18 protein-coding genes are annotated in these 20,808 nt (G+C 66.0%); 15 read left to right on the top strand and 3 right to left on the bottom strand.

Annotation, left to right across the window (positions count from 1 at the left end; all coding sequences use genetic code 11):
- The first annotated feature begins 4 nt into the window (after positions 1–4).
- The 12 genes from NR112_RS00140 (at position 5) to NR112_RS00085 (ending at position 11,701) form a co-directional block, all read left to right on the top strand.
- A complete protein-coding gene (locus tag NR112_RS00140) occupies positions 5–226 on the top strand; it encodes a hypothetical protein (protein WP_256791972.1) in 222 nt (73 codons plus the stop codon).
- Complete coding sequence (locus NR112_RS00135; protein ID WP_256791971.1) at positions 223–1,053, top strand: hypothetical protein; 831 nt, start codon at positions 223–225, stop codon at positions 1,051–1,053. The genes NR112_RS00140 and NR112_RS00135 overlap by 4 nt, the downstream gene beginning before the upstream one ends.
- Complete coding sequence (locus NR112_RS00130; protein ID WP_256791970.1) at positions 1,050–1,361, top strand: hypothetical protein; 312 nt, start codon at positions 1,050–1,052, stop codon at positions 1,359–1,361. The genes NR112_RS00135 and NR112_RS00130 overlap by 4 nt, the downstream gene beginning before the upstream one ends.
- An 83-nt stretch (positions 1,362–1,444) precedes the next feature.
- Positions 1,445–2,350 carry a hypothetical protein gene (locus tag NR112_RS00125; protein ID WP_256791969.1) on the top strand — a complete coding sequence of 302 codons (906 nt, stop codon included), beginning with the start codon at positions 1,445–1,447 and terminating at the stop codon, positions 2,348–2,350.
- Positions 2,351–2,352: 2 nt separating this feature from the next.
- Positions 2,353–3,816 (top strand): type IV secretion system protein, encoded by a 1,464-nt coding sequence (locus NR112_RS00120; protein WP_256791968.1) that lies wholly within the window; start codon positions 2,353–2,355, stop codon positions 3,814–3,816.
- Between the two features lie 16 nt (positions 3,817–3,832).
- A complete protein-coding gene (locus tag NR112_RS00115) occupies positions 3,833–5,407 on the top strand; it encodes an SCO6880 family protein (RefSeq protein WP_256791967.1) in 1,575 nt (524 codons plus the stop codon).
- A 250-nt stretch (positions 5,408–5,657) separates the two neighbouring features.
- Complete coding sequence (locus tag NR112_RS00110; protein ID WP_256791966.1) at positions 5,658–6,977, top strand: ATP-binding protein; 1,320 nt, start codon at positions 5,658–5,660, stop codon at positions 6,975–6,977.
- Positions 6,978–6,989: 12 nt separating this feature from the next.
- Complete coding sequence (locus NR112_RS00105) at positions 6,990–8,654, top strand: peptidoglycan DD-metalloendopeptidase family protein (RefSeq protein ID WP_256791965.1); 1,665 nt, start codon at positions 6,990–6,992, stop codon at positions 8,652–8,654.
- Positions 8,651–8,986, top strand: a complete 336-nt coding sequence (locus tag NR112_RS00100; RefSeq protein ID WP_256791964.1) for a hypothetical protein — start codon at positions 8,651–8,653, stop codon at positions 8,984–8,986. Before NR112_RS00105 ends, NR112_RS00100 begins: the two co-directional genes overlap by 4 nt.
- Before the next feature lie 47 nt (positions 8,987–9,033).
- On the top strand, positions 9,034–9,501 hold the full coding sequence (locus tag NR112_RS00095) for a hypothetical protein (protein ID WP_256791963.1): 468 nt from the start codon (positions 9,034–9,036) through the stop codon (positions 9,499–9,501).
- A 134-nt stretch (positions 9,502–9,635) separates the two neighbouring features.
- Complete coding sequence (locus tag NR112_RS00090; protein WP_256791962.1) at positions 9,636–11,030, top strand: type IV secretory system conjugative DNA transfer family protein; 1,395 nt, start codon at positions 9,636–9,638, stop codon at positions 11,028–11,030.
- Positions 11,027–11,701 carry a hypothetical protein gene (locus NR112_RS00085; RefSeq protein ID WP_256791961.1) on the top strand — a complete coding sequence of 225 codons (675 nt, stop codon included), beginning with the start codon at positions 11,027–11,029 and terminating at the stop codon, positions 11,699–11,701. Before NR112_RS00090 ends, NR112_RS00085 begins: the two co-directional genes overlap by 4 nt.
- 428 nt (positions 11,702–12,129) lie before the next feature.
- On the opposite strand, the gene NR112_RS00075 is transcribed toward NR112_RS00085, so the two are convergent.
- On the bottom strand, positions 12,130–12,432 hold the full coding sequence (locus NR112_RS00075) for an IS110 family transposase (RefSeq protein ID WP_256791960.1): 303 nt from the start codon (positions 12,430–12,432) through the stop codon (positions 12,130–12,132).
- Between the two features lie 813 nt (positions 12,433–13,245).
- Between NR112_RS00075 and NR112_RS00070 the strand changes: the two genes are divergently transcribed.
- From NR112_RS00070 to NR112_RS23130, 3 genes are read left to right on the top strand one after another with little or no spacing between them, the layout of a single operon-like run.
- Positions 13,246–14,166: a hypothetical protein gene (locus tag NR112_RS00070; protein WP_256791959.1), complete on the top strand. Its 921-nt coding sequence runs from the start codon at positions 13,246–13,248 to the stop codon at positions 14,164–14,166.
- The gene (locus tag NR112_RS00065) at positions 14,163–15,155 is read left to right on the top strand and encodes a hypothetical protein (protein WP_256791958.1); all 993 of its coding nucleotides are present in this window, start codon (positions 14,163–14,165) and stop codon (positions 15,153–15,155) included. Before NR112_RS00070 ends, NR112_RS00065 begins: the two co-directional genes overlap by 4 nt.
- Positions 15,156–15,170: 15 nt before the next feature.
- A complete protein-coding gene (locus NR112_RS23130; protein ID WP_374510793.1) occupies positions 15,171–15,965 on the top strand; it encodes an SDR family NAD(P)-dependent oxidoreductase in 795 nt (264 codons plus the stop codon).
- Positions 15,966–17,063: 1,098 nt separating this feature from the next.
- Here NR112_RS23130 and NR112_RS00060 read toward each other — a convergent pair.
- Both NR112_RS00060 and NR112_RS00055 read right to left on the bottom strand, forming a co-directional pair.
- Positions 17,064–19,238 carry an ROK family protein gene (locus NR112_RS00060; protein ID WP_256791957.1) on the bottom strand — a complete coding sequence of 725 codons (2,175 nt, stop codon included), beginning with the start codon at positions 19,236–19,238 and terminating at the stop codon, positions 17,064–17,066.
- A gap of 47 nt (positions 19,239–19,285) precedes the next feature.
- Entirely contained in the window at positions 19,286–20,800 is a 1,515-nt protein-coding gene (locus NR112_RS00055; protein WP_256791956.1) for a hypothetical protein, read from the bottom strand.
- Positions 20,801–20,808 lie beyond the last annotated feature (8 nt).

The following is a 20,808-nucleotide window of genomic DNA, read 5'->3' as shown; positions in this document are numbered from 1 at the left end:
GACAGTGACCGTGCAAGAGACAGAAACCGAGACAGAACCAAGAGACGTCGAGCACCTGATGGACCTCGCCAGCACGGAGATGGCGACGCTCGACGAGCTCGCTGCGTGTGTCGAGCGGCTGCACGAGGTGCAACGAGCCAAGGTGGCGCTCTCACACCTCGACTCAGGCGAACTTCGGCGAGCCCTCGACGCGCGCCGCATGACGTTCGATCGGGGACCGTCGTGAGCACCGCCCTCGCGCGCCCGGCGGTCAGCACGGACGAGCTCAAGCAAGCCTGGCTGGCTGTTCAGGCGGGGCAGTTCCGCAGCGGCAGCCGCCACTGCGGGGGCTCACCGGGCGGCGCCAGGTCTGGGCCCCAGGGTATGTGGGAGCCGGCCGAGCCGGTCCTCCCCGTTGTCGGCTGCCACGGCGGCGCCGGCGCCACTACCCTCGCCGTCGCGGTGGCGTCAGGTTCGGGGACCGCGCGGGTCATCGAGTGCGCCAGCGCCACCGCCTCGGGCCTGGCTGCGGCAGCCACCGCCGAGCTCGGTGACAGCAACGGCTGGTCGCGAGGCAGCCGTGACCAAGTGGTGCTCGAGCGCGCGACCGCGACGGTGACCGGGCCTGAGGACGTGCCACTTCCGATCACGCCGACACGACCGATGGGGCTCAGCGTCCTGGATCTCTCGTGGGAGCTCGGCCAGTTGCTGGCCGGGTCGACCTGGCTGGCCGAGCACGTGCGGAACGCGCCCACGATCATTGCGGTCACCTCTGCAACCGTGCCGGGCCTCCGGCGGCTCGAGGGGGTCGTCGCCCTGCTCCAAGGCATTGTCGTCGTGGCCGGTGTGGTGGGTCCTCGGCGCTCGCGGTGGCCGCGCGGGCTCACGGCAACCGTGGGTCCGCGGACGCGGGATCTGGACCGGTGCGGCCGGCTCGTCGACATCCCGACCGACGCGGCGCTGGCCGCTCGAGGACTCGACTCCCAGCCCCTCCCGCCGGCGCTGCTGAGCGCGGCGGCCACCCTGCGTCGGCTCGCCAGGGCCGACATCGACGAGAAGGACCTCCCATCATGAACGCCACCACCCCCCAGTACGCATCGGCTGCGTATGCCGCCCTGCCGCACGTGGTGTGCCCGGTGGCCCCGCCGGGTGCCCAGGTCTACGCCGACCAGCTCATGGGCTACGTCCTGTGGGGCGTCGGGATCCTCTTCACCCTCGGGATCGTCGTGGGCATCGGCGCCGTCGTCGGCGGCCGCATCTTCGGCATGCCCCACGCGAGCAAAGCGGGCGTCGTCGGCCTGGCGATGGTGTTCGTGGCCGTCATCGGCTACCTCATCCTCCCGGGGATCGTCAGCGCCATGACCGGCAACGGTTGCGTCTGATGCGACCCACCCTCCGACCTACCGATCGATCCGCTGCTCGCCGCGACGGCTCCGCCGGCACCGGGTGGGGTCGGCGGCGCCTGGTGACCATTCTCGCGGGCGGTGTGCTGGCTGCGCTCGTCCTCCTGGTCGGCTTGGGTCTCGCCGTCTACTACGCCCTCGGCTCCATGGGCACCTCCACAGCCTCATCCCCAGCGGCCACCGGGGGGACGCACGAAGCCGAGATCCTGGGCGACGCCGGTCGCGGCCTACCAGCGGGCGCCGTGAGAGGTCAGGCGTACCGCGACAACACCGCCACCGCACCCATGCTCAAGGTCGACCCGGACAGTGCCCGCCGAGGCGTCCCCTCAGCCCAACCGGCCCCGACGCTGCTCGTGCCGGCGGCGACGCGAACCGGCCCGGCGGGCGTCCCGACCGGCTTCCCGAAGACCCCGGCGGGGGCGGTGGCCCAGCTCGCCGCGATCGACGCCACCGTCCTGCAAGGCATGTCCATCCCGCAGGTCAACGATGTCCACCACGGCTGGACCCTCGTCGGGGCGGTCGGGGTGGCTTCATGGCCGCTCACCCAGAACGTCCAAGCCTTCCTCGCCGCCGCCAGACAAGGCCAGAGCACGGAACCCGGAGTGACGGTCACCGTCACCCCGGCCGCGGGGATGGTCAAGGGCGTCGACGGCGACGACTGGGTCCTCGCCTGCGTCCTGCTCGACGTGCAGGCCGTGATCACGACCGACGCGCAGATCGCCTACGGCCACTGCGAACGCATGCAATGGACGGCGCAGCCCGAGTCCAACCTCACCGGCGGAGCCCGGCGACAGGCGGTGAACGGTGGCCGGTGGATGATCGCGCCCGGACCGAGCCCGGCCCCGGCGCCGTCCACGTGGCCGGGCACCGACCTGGCCCTCCGGGCGGGGTGGCGGACCTGGGTCGACGCCGCAGGAACGGGTACCACACCCGACTCGGGTGCGGCCGCCGGAAGCGCGGGGTCCTGAGCATGCTCAACCCGTTCTCTTACCTGGCGTCGGCGGCCGGCAAGGTCGTCGCCGACGGTTGGACGGCCGCGATGCTCGGCCTGTGGAACGCTGGCCTGTGGTTGCTCAGGCTCGTACTGGGCATCGTCGACGACTTCACCACCCCGGACCTGAGCGAGGGCGGGCCGGCCGGGCCGCTTTACCGGGTGACGTTCTGGATCGGGCTGACCCTCATGCTGGTCCTCACGGTGGCGCAGCTCGGGGTCGCCGCCTTCCGCCGAGACGGCCGCTCCGTGGGACAGGTGCTCATCGGCACAGGCCAGTTCCTGCTCGTGTGGGTCGCATGGATCGGCTACGGCATCGCCGTCCTCGCCGCGTGCGGCGGCCTGACCAAGGCCCTGATGACCACGCTGCTGCACGTCGACACCTGGGCGCAGTTCAGGCCGCTGGGCACCCCGGTCTCCACCGCCGACATCTCCGACGGCACGGTCGCCACCGTCCTCGGGCTGATGGGCATCGTCCTGGTCTTCGCCGCGATCGGGCACCTGCTCGTCCTGCTGACCCGCGCCGGTGCGCTCATGGTGCTGGCCGCGACGACACCGATCTCCGCAGCCGGCTTGTCCTACGACTTCGGACGTAGCTGGTTCTGGAAGAGCTTCCGCTGGTTCCACGCCGCCGCGTTCACCCCGGTCCTGATGGTCCTCGTCCTCGGCGTGGGGGTGCAGATGACCTCCGGGGTCGCCACCGGGATGACCGACGACCTGCAGAAGGCCATCGGCACCGCGGTGCCCGGCGTGATCCTCATCTGCATCGGCTGCGCGAGCCCGCTCGCCCTGTTCAAGCTGCTCGCCTTCACCGACCCGGGCACCTCCTCCGGTGCCGCCCTGCGCGCCGGGATGGCCGCCCAGGGCGGCCTGAGCGGAGTCCTCGGTGGCAAAAGCAGTGCCGGGGACTCCACCTCTACGGCCGCGTCGAGCACCGACGAGCACGGACGCTCCCAGGCCGAGGGCGCCGGGGAGAGCTCCACCAACAGCCGGTTCGGTGGCCTCGCAGCGGCAGGTCTGGGTCTGGTCGCGACGGTCGGCGCCCGGGGTGCCGCGGTGGGCGCGGACCTGACCAACCAGATGGGTGTCGGGGACTCCAGCTACGTCCCGGACTTCAGCTCAGACCGGCGAAACAGCCGCCAGCGCAACCAGCGACGCGACGACGACAACCCGGAGATCAACGGCGCCGACCGCACCGGACCTGACGGCAACAGCGGCAGCAGTGGAGGCAGCGGCGGCGGGCAGCCCTCGTTCCCGAACACGCCGACGATGCCCACCACGCCGTCGGGGACCGACCCCGGCGCGACAGGGATGTCGGGAGGCGGTGGGGGCAGCGCCGTACCCGCAGGTGCCGGAGGCGGCGCTGCGGGCGCTGGGGGAGCGGGCGCCGGCGGGGGAGCTGCCGCGGGCGCCGTGCCCGCCGTGCCCGCCGTGCCGGCATAGGAGAGAGGAGCACGTCATGGGAGTCATCTACTCCGACTACTCGCGGGCCCGGATCGGGTGGTTCTTCGGACTGTCCGGCTGGCAGCTGACCACGGTCGCGCTGACCTTCCTGCCGATCGCGTGGGCGATGCAGCAGGCGGCGTGGACGTCGGTGGCCCTGTTCACGCTCTTGTGGGCGTTCGTCGTACTCGTCACAGTGACGCCGGTCCGTGGACGGTCGGCAGTGGGCTGGGTCCTCGCGTCCCTGTCGTTCGCGGCCGGTGGCCTCACTGGGTGGACCCGGTTCCGGTCGAAAGCCTCCACCGGAGAAGTGGACTCGCTCGAGGAGCCGGACCTGCCCGGGGTGCTGCAGGGCGTCCGGATCCACGACGGCCCCCCGCGCGGGGCCACGTGCACCCGGACCGCGATCATCCAGGACCACCGCTGCCGGACGTGGGCACTGACCGCGTCGGTGATCCACCCCGGCATCGGCCTGGCCGAGCTCGACCAGCGCGAACAACTCGGCGCAGGGCTGGGAGAGCTGCTCGACCTCGCAGCCCGGACCGAGCTGATCGACGCGGTCGTGTTCCTGGTGCGGACCGTCCCGGAGGACGGTGCTGAACGCGACCAGTGGATCACCCGGCACCGCCGGCCCACCGGGCCCCAAGTCGCTCGGCTCGTCAACGACGAGCTGCAGGCGAACCTCACCCGGGCCAGCGTCCGCACCGAGGCGTTCGTCACCATCGTCGTCCCCGAGGGGCGGCTCGCCCGGGAGGCCAAGGAATCTGGCGGCGGCCTCGACGGCCGCGCCCGGGTGCTCTACAGCCTCGCCGACGAGGTCGAGGCGCAGCTGCGTGGCGGGATGGGGATGACCAGCGTGGCCTGGCTGACCAGCCCCGAGCTGGCGCTGGCCTGCCGCACCGGCTTCGCGCCCGGTGACCGGGCCGGGATCGTCGACGCCCTCGCCGGCCGCGCCACCACCGACAGCGCCGACATCCGCGACACCACCGACGCGGCCAGCGACGCGTCTCAGCGCAGCCCGGAGATCAACGCGGGGATCAACGCGGATGTGCCGTGGGCGATGGCCGGGCCATCCGGCGCGGACCCGGCCGTGCGGCACTACAGCCACGATGCGTGGAACTCGATCTCCTCGACGGTGAAGCTGCCCGTCAGGGGCGCCGCGATGGGAGCCCTCGCGCCAGCGCTGACCCCGACCGCGCCGGGGGAGCGGCGCTCCTTCATGGTCTGCTATCCGATCCTGAGCGCGTCGGTCGCGAACCGGCAGAGCGCCACGAGCGAGTGGGCCGCTGACATCGGTGACGAGCTGCGGCACCGGGCCAAGGTGAAGAAGCGGGCCAAGGCCAACCAGGAGAGCGAGACGGTCCGTCGCCTCGACGCGAAGCTCGCCCGCGGCAACAGCCTCACCCGCCCGTATGCCGTCGTGACCGTCACCGTCCCCAAGACCGCCAGGGTCTCGGCGTTCGGGCGCGACCTCGACGCGTCCGTGCGCCGGGCCGGGTTCGCACCCCTGCGGCTGGACCTCGCCCAGGACGTCGCGTTCGCCGCGTCGAGCGTCCCGCTCGGGGTCAGCCTCACCCGCCAGGCCGATTGAGAGCCCGACTGACATGCGCCCTGCACGCACCAACCTCACGAACGGTCCCCGGCACGGTCGAGTGCTCGCTGGGAGAGACGGTCGGGACATATCCCGGCTCCTGTCGGACTTCGGGCACGAGCTTCCCTCCGTCCCGCCCACCCTGCACCGACCCAGGGACTCCCGGCTGTTCCGGCACGTCCCGCGGCGCGGGGCACGCCGACCCGGCCGGGGCTGGGCGTCGGGGTCAGCGCCGGTTTCGGCGTGGCGGATGACCTCCGAGCAGGCCCCGGTGCTGTGGCCCTTCATCTCCACCCCCGGCTTGCCGCCGACCGGGGCGCAGATGGGGATCGACCTGCTCTCCGGCGGGTCGTTCTACGCCGACCCGCTCGGCTGGGTCCTCGACGACACGGTCCCGGTGACCAACCCCAACATCTTCAGCCTCGGCAAACCCGGCAGAGGCAAATCCGCGACAACGAAAGCGTTCTGCCTGCGAATGATGGACTTCGGCTACCGGGTCCTCGTCCTGGGCGACCCGAAGGACGAGTACGAGCCGCTCTGCCGGGCCCTCGGCGTGCAGCCGTTCGCGATCGGCCACGGAATGCCCACGCGCATCAACCCGCTCGCGTTCGGGCCGCTCATCGCCGGCTGGGACCAGCTCAGCGCGGAGCAGGCCCAGGGCCGCGCTGCGATCGTCTTCGCCCGCTGGCTCACCCTCGTCCGTGGCCTCGTCGGCTCCCAACGCGTCGGCGAACACCGGGTGCAGTTCGGACCCACCGACGAGGTCGTCGTCAAGGCCGCCCTGGCGCACCTGACCGGCTACGCCCACGGCAACACCCGGATGCGGGAGACCACCATCCCGCACCTGTGGCGCCTGCTCGACACACCAACCAGCGAGCTCATCGCACAGTGCCGGTACGCCGACGAACGCCACTTCCTCGACGACACCCGGACGCTGCGGGACGCCCTCGGCCAGCTCGTCTCCGGGGCTCTGGCCGGCCTGTTCGATGACCACACCAGCATCGACGTCGACTGGGCCGCGCCGATCCAGTCGCTGAGCCTGTCCCGGCTCGAGCCCCTCGGCGACGGGGCCGTCGGGATCGCCCTGACGTGCCTGAACTCGTGGGGCCGTGGGATGCGGGAGCTCGCTGCCCCCGGGGACGCGCGGGTCGTGGTCCGCGACGAGTCGTGGAAGCAGCTACGGCTCGGGCCGGAGGCGGTCAAGAGCTTCGACGCGGATCTGCGCCTGTCTCGACGCGACGGCGACGTCCAGTTCGCGATCGCTCACAAACCCTCGGACCTGCTCTCCGCCGGAGACAGCGGCTCGCAGGCCGTCGCGATCGCCAAGGACCTGCTGCACCTGGCCGACATCAAGATCCTGCACGGGCAGGACCGCGCCGTCGGAGCCGAGCTCGAGACGATGCTCGGCCTCGGCCCGATCGCCCGCGACCTCGTCACCGGCTGGGCGATGCAGGGCAAGGGCCGCGCCTTGTGGTGCGTCGGCGACCAGCACTACAAGGTCGTCACCGTCCTGCACCCGCTCGAACGGCAGCTCACGTTCACCAACCAAGCCCTCGAGACTGCGCGCTGAAAGACGCTGGCGATGAGGAGGATTGCCGTCATCATGCTGCCGCTGGTCCTGCTGGCGTGCATCCCCATCGCGGCCGCGGTGCTGGTGATAACGGTCGCCGGTCCGGCAGCGGGGGAGCAGCTGCGTACCGTCGCGTGCGGGGCCGCGGTCCCTGCAACAGGGGAGTGGCGGCCGCCGTTCACCCAGCCCTACACGGTCAGCCGGCGCGGGTTCGGGCGCGAGTTCCACCCGATCTACCTGCGCTGGGAGCACCACTCCGGCCAGGACCTCGTCTCCCAGCCCGGACCGGGCCCGGTCGTCGCCATCGGACCCGGCAGGGTCCGCTTCGCCGGGGTCTCCCGGAACGGCTACGGCAACTACGTCGACGTCACGCACGCCGGCGACGTCACCAGCCGGTACGCCCACCTCGCCCGGATCGACGTCCGAGCCGGACAGCCCGTCACGGCGGGGGAGCGGCTCGGGTTCGAGGGCAGTACCGGCACCAGCACCGGCAACCACCTACACCTCGAGATCCTCCTGCACGGGGTCGCGACCGACCCCGTCCCGTGGATGCTCGCGCACGGCGCACCCCTCAACGGCCGCGCCGTCACGTCGGGCACATCAGCGGCAACCGGGTCCGGTGGCGGCACGGCCACGGGCGGAGCGGCCACTGGGGGAGCGGGCACTGGGGGAGCGGGAGACACCGGAGCGGCGGCGGGGTCTACGGCGGGGGGGATGGAGGGCGGGATCGGGTTCCCGCTTCCCGCGCCCGGCGACCCTCGGCAGGCCTCCCTGCGCAACCCGCCGCTGCCAATACCCGTCCGCGTCAAGGCGCTCTACGAGGCGGCGGCCGCGAGGTACGCGATCCCGTGGACGCTGCTCGCCGGCATCGGCATGGAGGAGACCGGTCACGGCCGCGTAGCCGCCACCTCGAGCGCCGGCGCCGAAGGGCTCATGCAGTTTTTGCCGGCCACGTTCGCGGCGGTGGGCGTCGACGGCGACCGCGATGGACGCGCCGACATCCGCAACGACGCCGACAGCATCACCTCCGCTGCGAACTACCTCGTGCGCTCCGGTGCCACCGACGGCCCCAACGGCGTCACCAAGGCGCTGTACGCGTACAACCACGCCGCCCGATACGTCGACGACGTCCTGCACTACGCCCACGCGTACGGCGGCGGGATCGTCCTCGGCGACCCGAGCGGCTGCGACGCCCCTGCCCTCACCGGCGGCGGCGGTGACCGCACCCTGCCGCCGCTGACCAGCGACCGGGTGCGGCAGCTCCTGCAATGGGCCGGAAGCCAGACCGGGGACGCATACGTCATGGGCGCGAACGGCCCCGACGCGTGGGACTGTTCCTCCCTCGTCCAGACGGCGTTCTCGCGGATCGGGGTCAGCATGCCCCGCACAGCCGGAGCGCAGCGGGCCTGGCTGGCCAAAGGCGACGGCTTCCGCGTCCAGCCGGGGACGGAGCGGCCCGGCGACGTCGTCTTCTGGGACTCCTACCTCGGCCCGTCACGGATCGGGCACGTGATGCTCGTGTGGGACCCCGCGACCCGGACCACCATCGAGGCCCGGTCGAGATCGCTCGGGGTCGGGCACTTCTCCTACGCCAGCGGGCGCAGCCACCACATCTTCGAGATCTGGCGCGCCGGCAACATGGCCGACCAGCCGACCGTGACCCGGTCACCCGAATGAGCGACATCCCCGCCGAACCTGCCGACTACCCCAGGCAGCCCGCACCGTGGCAGCTGTCCTGCGACACGGCGCCGGATGCCGTCCCGGCGGGCGCTGACGGGGGTGCTGGTGAGGCTGTCACGGAGGCCGACCCTGCCCTGCGGGAACTCGACCCTTCCGACCCGGCGTTCCACTGGCACAGCACCGTCCGGGCTCGCGGCTGGGAGCAGCCCACCCTCGACGGCAGCAACGGCGGGCAGGACCCGGCGGCCTGGCTGTGGCGCCACCAACAGCTCCAGGAAGCACCAGGACGAGCCGCCACCACGCAGGAACGGCAGGGTCGGCGGCGGTGAACGCCGACGGCGGTCCGTGCGGCTTTGGTCGGTGAGGGAGGCCCATCATGCAGCAGTCACGACGCTCGAACCCGTACCCGTTCACGTGGGAGATCCCGCTGATGCTCGCTGTCACGGTGCTGTTGCTGCTCCTGCTCGGGGCGCAGACCGGCCGCGCAGCCGCGAACCTCGCCGCCGGCTCGGGCGTGTCGTTCCCACCGAGAGACGCGCTGCTCACCAGCGCGCCCGGGATCCTCGCCGGCGACGCCAGCGCCGGGCTACCGACGAACACGGGCACGGCGGGCAGGGCGCGTCGGGCGTCACCGGCCGCGGTGCGGGCCTGGGTGGCTGGGACTGAGCTCGTGGTCCTGGCTGTGCTGGGCTGGGCCGGCAGGGACATCTGGCTGCGATGGGGACCGCACCGCATCCACGGGATGGCCAGCAAGGCGCAGGCGCAGAAGCTGCTCGGGCGTCGCCGGCTGCACCGTGTCCGGTCCATCATCCGTCCCGACCTCTACGGCAAGGAGCGACCCTGATGGCGACCGCGACCACGCCAATGCCGTCTGCGTCACGGTCTCGGTCGCGGTCCTCGTCTAGGGCGCGGTTCGAGCCGACTGACGTGGGGTGGCGGCTCGGGACGTCTTCCCAGCCGCGTGGCGGGCAGCTGTGGGTGCCGTGGGACCGCACCGCAGGGGTCATCGGCCCGCAGGGCAGCGGCAAGACCCTGGACGCGTTGATCCCCGCGTTGCTGCAGGCGCCCGGCGCGGCGCTCGTCACGTTGACGAAGCTCGATGACCTGCTTTTGAGCCTGACGGCGCGCTCTGCGGGGGAGCGGCCCTGTGTCGTGCTCGATCCGTTCGGCGCCGCCACCGGGCTGCCCGAGCTGGTCTGGGACCCGATCGACGGGTGCGTGGACCCGATGCTGGCCGAGCGGCGCGCGAAGGCGTTCACCGCCGGCAGCGTCAAAGGCGCCGTCGCGGGCGGGCACGGCGACGACGCGGCACGGTTCTACGCGGCCGAGGCCGCGAAGGTCCTGCAGGCCTACTTCCACGCGGCCGCCCTGACGGGCCGCACCCTGCAGGACGTGCTGCGCTGGGTTGCGAACCCGCTCAGCGCCACCGACCCGACCGAGATCCTGCGCGAGCACCCGCACGCCGCGCCGTTCTGGCACGGTCTGCTGTTCGGGGCGCTCCGCGGAGACGACCGAACCGCCGGGAACACGATCACCACGGTGCAGCAGACGATGAGCCTGTTCTTCCAGGAGCCCATCAGGCGCCGGTGCGTCCCGGGCCCCGGACGGCCCGCCACTGACGTCGCCGACGTCATCGCACGGCGTGGCACCATCTACCTGCTCGGGAGGGAGGACCCGTACGCCAGCGCGTCGCCGTTGATGACGGCCGTCGCCGAGCACGTGCTCGACACGGCCCTCGCCGCCGCGAACAAGTCGCGGTGGGGGCGGCTCTGCCCGCCGATGCTCGCCTGCCTGGACGAGCTGCCCTCCACCGCGCCGCTGCCCACGCTGCGTACCCGGATGGCCAACGAGCGCGCCCTCGGAATCTCCTTCATCTGGGCCGCGCAGACTCGCCCGCAGCTCTCCTCCATCTTCGGCGACCAGGAAGCCCGGACGCTGCTGGGGCTGACGAACAACCTGATCCTCTTTGGCGGGTCCAAGGACGTCGCGTTCAACCATGAGATCAGCGACCTCCTAGGACCGGTCAGAGTCGCCCGCACCAGCTGGCAGAGCGGGCAACGCGGTGGGCGGAACGTCGCCGGGGAGGACATCCCCATCCTCACCGGAGCCGAGGTCCGTCAGCTCAAGGAACGGCACGCGCTCGTCGTCGCCGAGAACGGCAAACCGATCATCGCCGCCCTGCGCCGGTGCATCGACGGGCGGCACGGGCGCCAGCTGCTCGCCGAACAATCCGGCACCCGCGCCAGACTGGGGGAGCAGCGCCGGCTGGTGGTCTCCTCACAGGCGCGCTCGACCGCTGCCCTTGTCGAGGCGCGACGGCACGGCCTGTCCAGCGGCACGATCACCGGACCGGACCGCGGGTTGTCGCCATGAGCGCCAACTCGAAGCCGAGCTACTTGGGGGCGTTCATGGTCCGGCCGTTCCCGGAGCCCGGCCGGGCACTGAGGCACTGTTACCGCGAGCTGCACATCGCCGCCAACGGCACAGCCGAGCAGAGGAAAGCCCTCGGTGACCTGCGCATGCTGCCCCGCCCTTGGGACCCCAGCAGCATCCGAGAGCCACAGTTGCGGCGCGAGCTCTGGACGTGGCTGGACCTGGTCGTCTCCTGGCTCAACGCCGAGTACGTCTGGGACGTCGTCGGCATCATCCCACCCTGCTGGCCACGTCACCCCCACCTCGTCCACGAGATCGCCGTGCTGGCAGACCAACGTCGCAGCGCCGGTCTGGGCTTCAACAGCGACGCACTCGAGGAATGGCACCGCTACGCCCTCCCCGCGTTCACCGAACGGGGCCGGACCCGACTGAAGGACCACTGCGAAGAAGGCCACAGCGACTGGCCAGCACGGGCACGCTACAGCCGCCACGGCGCCGACCCGGCAGTCCAGCAACGCGACACCGTCTTCGCCCACGACGAAGCCCTGATGAAGCCCAGAGGCCGAGACGCCAGCGAGTCCCTCCGGCTGCACCTCATCGACACCGGAAACCTCAATCCAGACGTGGTCGATCTCGAGACCGGCGAGATCCTCGACTGCGGCAACGAATGAACCAGAAACCCGAAGCAAAGACCTGAGGCGCCGGGGTCTCGTGGCCGTGGTCATGGGGGTGCGTCCGGCTTGATCTGGCTCTGGTGGTAGGTGTGCTCGTACTCCGCGGGTGGCCCCATCCGATGCTCGAGTGGAGCCGTGTGGTGTTGAACCACGAGACCCAGCCGCTGGTCGCGAACTCGACAGCGGTGATCGTCTTCAAGGGTCCATGGTGGAGGACGGTCGCGGCGATGCACTCGGTCTTGTACAGCCCGATCGTGCCTTCCATGAGGGCGTTGACGCTCCTATAGCCGTCAAGCGGCGGCTTCGAGGGGTCGTGGGGTGGTGCGTAGGGGTCGCATCGCGGCCCAGAGCTCCCCGGCGAGGGGCCGCTTGAGGCTGCGGATGATCTCGGCCTTGGTCTTGCCCTCGGCGGTACGACGGCCGACCTAGGCCTTGGTCGCCTCATGGTGCCGCATCCGCACAATGACCACGCGATACAGGACTGCGTTGGCTTGACGATGGCCGCCCCGGTTGATGTGGTGGCGAGTCGTCAGCCCCGATGAAGCGGGGATCGGCGCGACGCCGCACAGACGAGCGAACACCGGCTCGGACCAGATCCGGTCGGGGTTGTCGCTGGCGACGATGCGCATCTCCGCGACCGTGTCGGGGCCGACGGCGAAGGCGGCGGCGAGGTCGGGCGCGGCTGCTGCGGTGAGGCTTGTCAGGAGTCTCTCGTGGGCGGTGGGCATGAGCTAGGTCACCGTCGTACACCCTCCCGTCCTGGCGAGCGTGTTCCGGCGCAGCTCCCGGCTCACCGTCGAGGCGGACCTGCCGGCCGGCGCGCGGCCTCCCGAACCGACAAGCCTCTGCCCCGCAGGGTACTGATCTGCTGGCGCTCCAACAGCGACAGGTACCCCAGGCCGCGCTCGGACTCCGGCAGTCGCAGCTGTGGCAGACCGCCGCGCTCGGCCCGCCACCGGTATCCGGTCTTCCGGGCGATCCCGACACGTCCACACGCCGCGACCGTGCCCACCCCGCACATGATCGGCCTCCAGTACTCGTCCTCTCCCGCCAGCTGCCGCTTGCGGCCTCGTCATCCCATCTGCATGCCCCTCTATTACCCGAGCGTTGCGACAAGACCTAGAACCCAAGTGCCTCCAGGGGGTCAGTTTTCGACTGCCGTTGACAACTCTCCGCATCGCTCGGCATCGAGCCCATGACCTGGACGGTCACGGTCATGGGTGACGACGCTTCCACCCGAGCCTTTCGGCGTGGCGGGCAAGTTGCACCATCAATCCGATAGGCCCCGGCGGGATCGATCGCTCGAGGGCCTCGCATCCGTTTGGGGCGCTGCCTAGTTCGTCGCGGGAACGCCGTCGGGCGGCTCGGGTCATCGCACGGCAAGAAGTGGCCTGTTTGTGCACCCAAAGTGGTCGGCTCTCCTGTAGACAAGGGTGGCCTACCGCCGCCCAAGATGAACGGGTCGTGCTTGCTCGCAACAGCGGACCAAGGGCGCGCACGGGGGCCACTGAGACGGCGTAGACCCAAGGACAGGAGCGCAAGTGGCTGGAGACCCCGACGCATGGCTATCTCACCACATCTTCGAGAATAGGGCTTCCCTTGTCTGGGTCAGCGATGTCGATGACACTCTAGTCGACACGAAAGCCATGCACAGCAAGGCAGCTGAGGCAATGGCCCCAGCGCTCAACTCCACGTTGGGCGTCTCAAAAACACAACACGTTCTGCACTGCTTCCGCGCGACCTTCGACGCATTGCTGGATGCGCACCAAGAATCACACGATTCGGAGGATGCTACGGACTACACGGCCCTTGAGGAGCGCGTCGAAGATTGTCAGATATCCATTCGCAGACGTTGGGGAGCGACCAAACGGTTCAGCCGGGAGGTCTTGATTTGGATTGCGGGTCAGGACTGCGGGTTAGCACTGACTGCTGACCAAGTTGGGTCGGCGACGGATGCCTACTGGGCAGAGATGACTGCGCGTCCGCAGGTCTTTGCGGACGCGCCGGAACTGTTCACGCTGGTGCGAGAGAACAGTGGACTCTGGCCCCTTCTGATGACGTCTAGCGATGCGCGCTTTCACCTCGGTCTGGACGGCCAGTTCGAATATGACGTGGCGCGTTCGCTCGCATTCAAGGAAGCCCGCATAGCAAAGCTCAACGACTTCGGCATCTCACACGGCGGTCTATTTGTCGGCGATCCTGTAGACAAACCAGATCCTGAGTACTTCGCGCGTCTATTTACTCATGTGGACTCTCTGCAACGTCCCAAGTCAAAACGATTGACTGTGTTCCTCGGCGACTCGTATCGAAGTGACATTGAAGTGCCCCTGTCACTCAATACGCAAGCTGTTGGGGTTCTCGTTGATCGCGGCACCCTCAAACCTCGCGTGGTTGACGATCGCTTGATTGTCGTAAACACGCTGAGCCACTTGTCAGACGCTCTGAAAGGAGGTCGGAGATGAAGATTGCCATTATCGTGGACGACTTGGACCCAGCCCGACGTAGAAAATGCTTCTGGGAGGAGAAACTGCGCAGCTGGCCCGAAGCGCATGTGGAGCTGGTAAGCCTCTTGGCCAAGATGGAGGAGCGACGATTCTTCAACATCTACGCCTACGACGTCGTTATATTCAACTGGTGCGTCCTTGACGGTGCCCTCATGTTCGCCTCCGACCGCGTGCAGGCAATAGTTGAGTTTTATGATGACCATTTTGCCCAGTTCGTAAGAAAGGGCGGAATTATCATCATGGAAAACCAGCCTAAGAGATGGCGTCCTGTCCAGCGCGCCTATGACATTCTCACACCCGGACAAATCCGAGTCATGTCACGGGACACGTACTCGTTCGGGTCGTCAGTCTTGCGAAACGCAAGGCTAAAGGAGCACCCCCTGATTTCAAGTTTGCCGACGGTCATCCACTCGGCCTACCTGCCAGTCCCCGCCGATACGTGGTTCCCCCCTGATTCCACGAGCACCAAGTCCATAGAAGAACTCAATCCTACAAAGATGTATTCAGGAGCTTTCGCAAGTTGGTCTTCAGATTGGCTGCCACTTCTCTACACCAGTGATGGGGAGCATCCCGTCATGCTGGTGAAGACTGAGGGCTTGGGCCTTTGGGTGGTCACGACTATGTACCTCGCCTCATCCAACGTCCATGACCTTATCGAAGCGACTGTCTTTGGTGGCTTGCGTCACATTGTTTCGGTGAGAGCCTTCCATGCCAAACAGCGCCGCCGCGCCTGGATGAACGGAGTGGCGGCCGTACTGTTGGTACTGGTCTTGACCGGTGTTACCTTCGCGCTCTTAAGGTCCGGACTTCCGATGACCACCATTCCATATGGCGACACTTGGGTGGGGAACGTCGCCGTGAGCGTAATGATCGCGCTATTGGTTAGCGGTCTCACATTTCTGCGGCAAGTGTTCAAGCGAATGTGGCGCACTATTAGAAACTATTGAAAGAGGTCCGCCGAGATGACTGGTTCTATGGAGGGGCGCGTGGTTGCGCTCACAGGGGGTTCTGGCGGAATCGGCCAAGCCATCGCGCGCCTCCTGGTAAGCGAAGGAGCGCAGGTCGCTGTCGGATATCGGAATCGTCAGGACGTCGCCGAGTCACTATGCAGGGTCCTGTCAGAAGAATCAGGTCGCGCGATACCTCTGCGGGTGGACGTGACGGATGAGGCATCGATCGAGACGTTCGTATCAAACACGACCTCGCGATTGGCACAACCGGACTGCCTAATCAACTGTGCGGGAATAGCTAGCTTCCAGCCCACAGTCGAACTGGACCAGGGCACTTGGGATCAAGTGATGAACACCAACGCGAGAGGGGCATTCCTTTGTGCAAAAGCAGTCTTGCCGCACATGCTTCTGCAGGAAACTGGGGACATCGTTAACGTCTCGTCTATCGCTGGCTCAATAGGTTCATTCGAAGGCCTTGCGTACGCCAGTTCGAAGGCCGCACTTGATCAGATTACTCGGTCATTGGCCCTTGAATACGGTGCACGGGGCATACGCGTAAATGGAGTAGCGCCCGGTCGCATTGATACCCCGATCAGACGCACGAAAAGCGGGATATACTTTGACGAAATGTTAAGGTACACGCCCCTGCGGAGATTGGGGCTACCAGATGAAGTGGCCGCTGCTGTGGTATTCCTAGCCTCGCGATCTGCTCCCTTCATCACAGGGGAGACCTTGACCATATCTGGAGGGCTGACATCTGTGTGGCTTCAACACGTAACACCGGACTCGGCGCCGCCTAGTCACTAGTGACCATGTCCACAAGGACTTTCCGATAGTGCGCGCGTTCCGGATCACGACGCGCCTTCATGATGCTGGCTACCATCTCCGGTACCTTGCCGAAGGGAACCACATCAGTGATAAGCTCGCCAAACCTTTGGGGCGATTCTGATATGAGGGCCATTGCACGCCTTAAATGGTCTGGCGAGGTGCCCCGGTGCCCGGTGAACCTAACGAGCAGACCGTCGCTTCTTCTTACTGACTCAATACCTCCGCGCGACGTCACACCGCATACATTTCCTCGGCGCACGGCGCTTGGAAAGAAGCCCGGCAACTCTCGTATGTGGTCCGTGGGCTCGAAACCAGTCACTAGGTCGATAATCGTGCCGGATTCCACTATCTCCGCTACCGCTTTTAGTGTTTTGATACGCGCATCGCGCGGGACGCATATAGCTATCGTGTCCGGCTGGAACAGCTGCAGCACACGCCTGAGTTCAGTGCGAGTACCCGTGACATAGCCCTGGTCGCTCAACTTCTTGGAAACTGCACGATCAACACGGGACGGAGATATATCCACCACGGCCGTGTATGCGCCACATGTTAGTGACGCAACCAAAGAGATAGTTGCGCCGATCGGACCGGCACCGATGCAAAGTAGTCTACGGCGCGCCGTACTTGCGAGGCCCAAGAGGTCTAGGGCGTACAGTGCAACGCCAACAGGCTCGGAAAGTGGCGAAAGTACCGCCGGCACGCCTTCGGCGAGTGGGACTAGTCTTTCTGGAATCCAAGTTGACGGCAGGGCGACACTGCTCTGAAGCATTCCAGGGCGTGAGTGACCAATCACGTCGTCCTGACGGAGCGAATTCACGGGGTTCAAAACGAAACGGGCCGAAGAATTGGATTGGCTTGCTGGGGGCGCCCCTCGATCCAGACGAACAAGCGCCTCGTGCCCCATGATTCGTGCTGAATCGGGTCGACTATCACTCATGATGTCCAAATCCGTTCCACAGAGGCCGACATACTCAGGGACGAACCACTTGAGTGAGCCAAGGAGCCGATCATCGAGCGCATGAGTACGTTCGACGAGACGTCCCTGCCGGCACACCAAGGAGGTCACCTCTCGCCGGGTCAATGCGGCCAGTCCTTCAGCCGACCCCAGGCTGCCTCAATCTCTGATTCCTTCACGTCCGACAGGAAGACCGGCTTCTGCCCTATATCAGTGACGATCGGCAGGCGTTGACGGCCCCCACGATGGACGGTTGCGTCTCCCAACGACGCCCAGAGTTGGACTGTTGATATGCGGGATTCGAAAGTGGGGAGTCCCAATGACTGCATCAGAGCAAGTACTCGCGTCACGGTTGCCTTTGAGGTGAGACCGCGCTCTTGGCCCAGCTGAAGCGTTAGCGCAATGTCGATAGCGACTGCCTTGCCGTGACCAAGCCTGGGATCGGGTAGGGACTCAAGAGCCTGACTGAAGCTATGTCCTAGGTCGGCTGGGCGATTCAGCTCCGACTCCCACAGATTTCCTGACAGCTGCGTGAGCATGGCGCGGATGGATCGCTCTACAATGCCGTATCCTTGAGGCGTCCCGTAGAAAGAGTTCTGTAATGCATGGTGCCAGTGTCGCTCTAAAGATTCGATGAGATCGACGTCCGCAACCAGTCCGATCTTCACGATTTCTCCAAGGCCACCGATGATGCCCTCACGGTTGAGGCGCTCGACGAACTGCATGTCGCAGATGACCGCGTCAGGGGGGTTAAAGAGGCCAATCCGGTTCTTGATACCCATAGCGTTGACGCCCACTTTCACGCCTACTCCCGCATCCACCAAACCAAGGAGTGTTGTAGGTATTCGTATGTATGGAACACCACGCCGGTACAGGCCTGCCGCCAGCCCTGCTGCATCAAGCAGAGTTCCTCCGCCGAGAGCCACGAGGACGTGTGTTCGGCGACCGAAGTTTGCGTCTTCCATTCTTGCCAGAATCGACTCTACGAGACGCCAGTCTTTGCCTTCCGCAGCAATGTTGACCGCCGCCACAGTAACCTGGTCCAGAATTGTTCCTAGTGCTGAATGATAGGCGGACGCCTGATCCTTCGGAACGTCACGATCGATTAGCACTAAGGCATGCTGAGCCCCAAGCGCCATCAAGCAGTTTTCCAACATGGAAGATTCGAACTTAGCGGTGAGCATGACCTCATATTCAGTCCACCGATTCTCGGTGAGGCGGAACTTCGTGAGCGTGGGGGGTAAGCGGATTACGGTACGTCGGGCCTCTTGTTTCTCCGCGGCAATAGCTGCGCCAAGAAGTGGGTATGTGTCGGAGCCTTTGGGGAATTCCACAACCTGGGCCAAGCCGGAGCCCTGGCGTTCCATTTGCAGGTACATGGGTTCTTTAATAAGGTGATCCCGAAGGCGCTGCTCAAAGTAGGGCGCTAGGCCTTCGGCGACGCCCCCGCAAATAATGACTCGGTCGATCTCCGGGTCCACAGTGACGATCCAGTGAACCGCTCTTGCCAGGACGTGCGTAACTGCGTCCAAGACTTGGTTCGCGTGCGGGTCCCCTCGCAGTAGACCAGCGGTAAGGACTATCGGCCAAAGTTCCGGGTTCTGACCCAGATCCTGCCAGTCGGTCTTGCCGACACGTGCGCCCACCGCCTTCATCACCTTGAGAATGCCGCGCCCGGAGGCATATGCGTTGAGGTGTCCCGCCGCACCGCAATCGCAACTCAAAATCCCCAATCCCGCGATTCCGAAGTCGACAGGAAGGTGGCCGATCTCTCCTTGGAGACCCATGTTCCGTGACAGCGGAATACGGCCCGTGGCCGTCTCAACGGTTCGTGCGGCTATACCTGTACTCACGGTCATCACGCACATGCGTGTAGTAGAGTCAACGTCGAGTTGCGACGAGAAGTAGAGCGCTAAAGCTGAGACATCATTTATCAGGGTCCAGGCGAGATCAGGACGAGATTCTGTCAGTCGATGAAGCAGGTCGAAGCCACCACTTCCGGGACCCCAGAGTTGGCTGGCGTTGAGTATCTCGCTCGTGTGCCCGTTGATTGCTGCACCGAACGAGATGCCTACCTGGGTTGACTGGGTGCCGCCAACAGCTTGGAGGCGAGAGACCTCATCGAGAACGAATCGAGCGGCGAACTCTTGTAGCTCCTCCACCGACGCTGAGTCTTGAACAACGTAGGTGAAGGCCGGGTGACGGCTCACGTGCATCAACTGGCGATCAATGCCGTGAATCGCACTCCGAAACCAGGTTCCACCCATATCCAAGACGATCGTGGGTGATTGCGGCACTCTATGCAAGTTCACATCCCGGTAGTAGGCGCCAAACGTGGGATATTCTAGAACTCCGCAAGCGACTCAAAAGGACCTATGTCTAGTCCTGTCGCCTGAATCGCGCTTCTAACGTCGTCGTCGATACGGGACAGAAGTGACCCATCGGAATCAAAGGTTTCGGCGATTACAACGAGATTCGGGGAATTAGAGGAAGCTCGGATCAGGAGCCAGCTTCCTCCAGGCAAGGTGAGGCGAACGCCATTTAGCCTATTGACATCCTCGATAGGTTCTCCCGCCAACGTGCCTTTACCCACGAAGTAAGCAGCCAGCGTTTCAACAGCCTCGTACTTGTCTTCATCGGGCACACGGGGCTGACGATTGGGAGAGGAATGTGAGAGTGGCGCGGTTGCCAGTAGCGCGGAGAGGCTTGATTGCGGGTTGGCGTCGCGAGTGCGGATCAAAACCCAGAGGAGCACGAGTGCAGCGACACATGCATCGTCGAAGCCATAGCCAAGGGGGTCGCTGAAGAAGAAGTGACCGCTGCGTTCGAACCCCGCGATGGCGCCGGACTTCGCCACAGTTGCCTTAACATACGAGTGACCGGTCTTGGACCATACGATCTCATTGTCCAGCTCGGATTCAAAAAGGGATGTCGATTTCACGTCGATGACGAAGGGCGACGTGAATCCTTCTTCATCCTGCAAGAACTTTGCGATGAGAAGACCGACTCTGTCTGAGAAAACGAGGGAGCCAGTCTCATCGACCACACCAAGGCGATCGCCATCCCCGTCGAAGCACAAGCCCAAGTCGGCGTCCGTAGATGCGACGAGATTCTCTACCGATTTCAGAAACGGGATACTTTCCGGGTTGGGGTTGAAGTTGGGAAAATTCCAGTCCAGGCGTACGTTCCCCTCAGCAACATCGAAACCCAATCTTTTCAGAAGTTCCGGAGCGTAGAGGCCCGAGGTTCCATTACCGCACTCGACGGCCACTCGCAGCCGAGGCAATCCCTGGAACCTAGGGGACCACTTGGCCACTAGGTCCTGGATGTACGCAGAGCGGACGCCCGGCTCGGGCTTATAGGTCCCAGAGGCTGCGGAGCCGTCCGTTGCTTCGTCACTGAGGACGCGATGCCGAAAAGCGTCCATCTCTTCTGGTCCGAACGTGGAGGCTTTCCGATGGCCCATCTTTATGCCGGTCCAGCCGTTGTCGTTGTGACTAGCGGTCACCATTGCCACGCAGTCGATGTTGAGATGAAACTGTGCAAAGTAGGCGGCTGGAGTGGTTGTCAGGCCGATGTCGTGGACGTTCATGCCGGCCTGAAGCAGTCCGATGACAAGTGCATTCTTTACGTTTTCTGAATATTCCCGGAAGTCGTGTCCGACGACAATAGAGGACCCCGCGAGGAGCTCAGTCCGCAGAAACGTTCCTAGGTGCCGACCAAGTTCGCGGACACCCACATAGTTGAGACCGATTTCACTCTCGGTGGGCGTGGGCGATATCACCCAACGGGCGTCATACTCGCGGAACCCTGTAGGCGCAAGAAGAGCTTTTTCGAAGTAGCTTGCTGAGTTATACATGGATTCTT

Origin of the sequence: Terrabacter sp. Ter38 (assembly GCF_024519435.1) — a bacterium.
Classification (GTDB): Bacteria; Actinomycetota; Actinomycetes; order Actinomycetales; family Dermatophilaceae; genus Terrabacter.
Note: the sequence above shows the minus strand (reverse complement) of the source record. Positions and strands in the feature narration are given on the sequence as shown.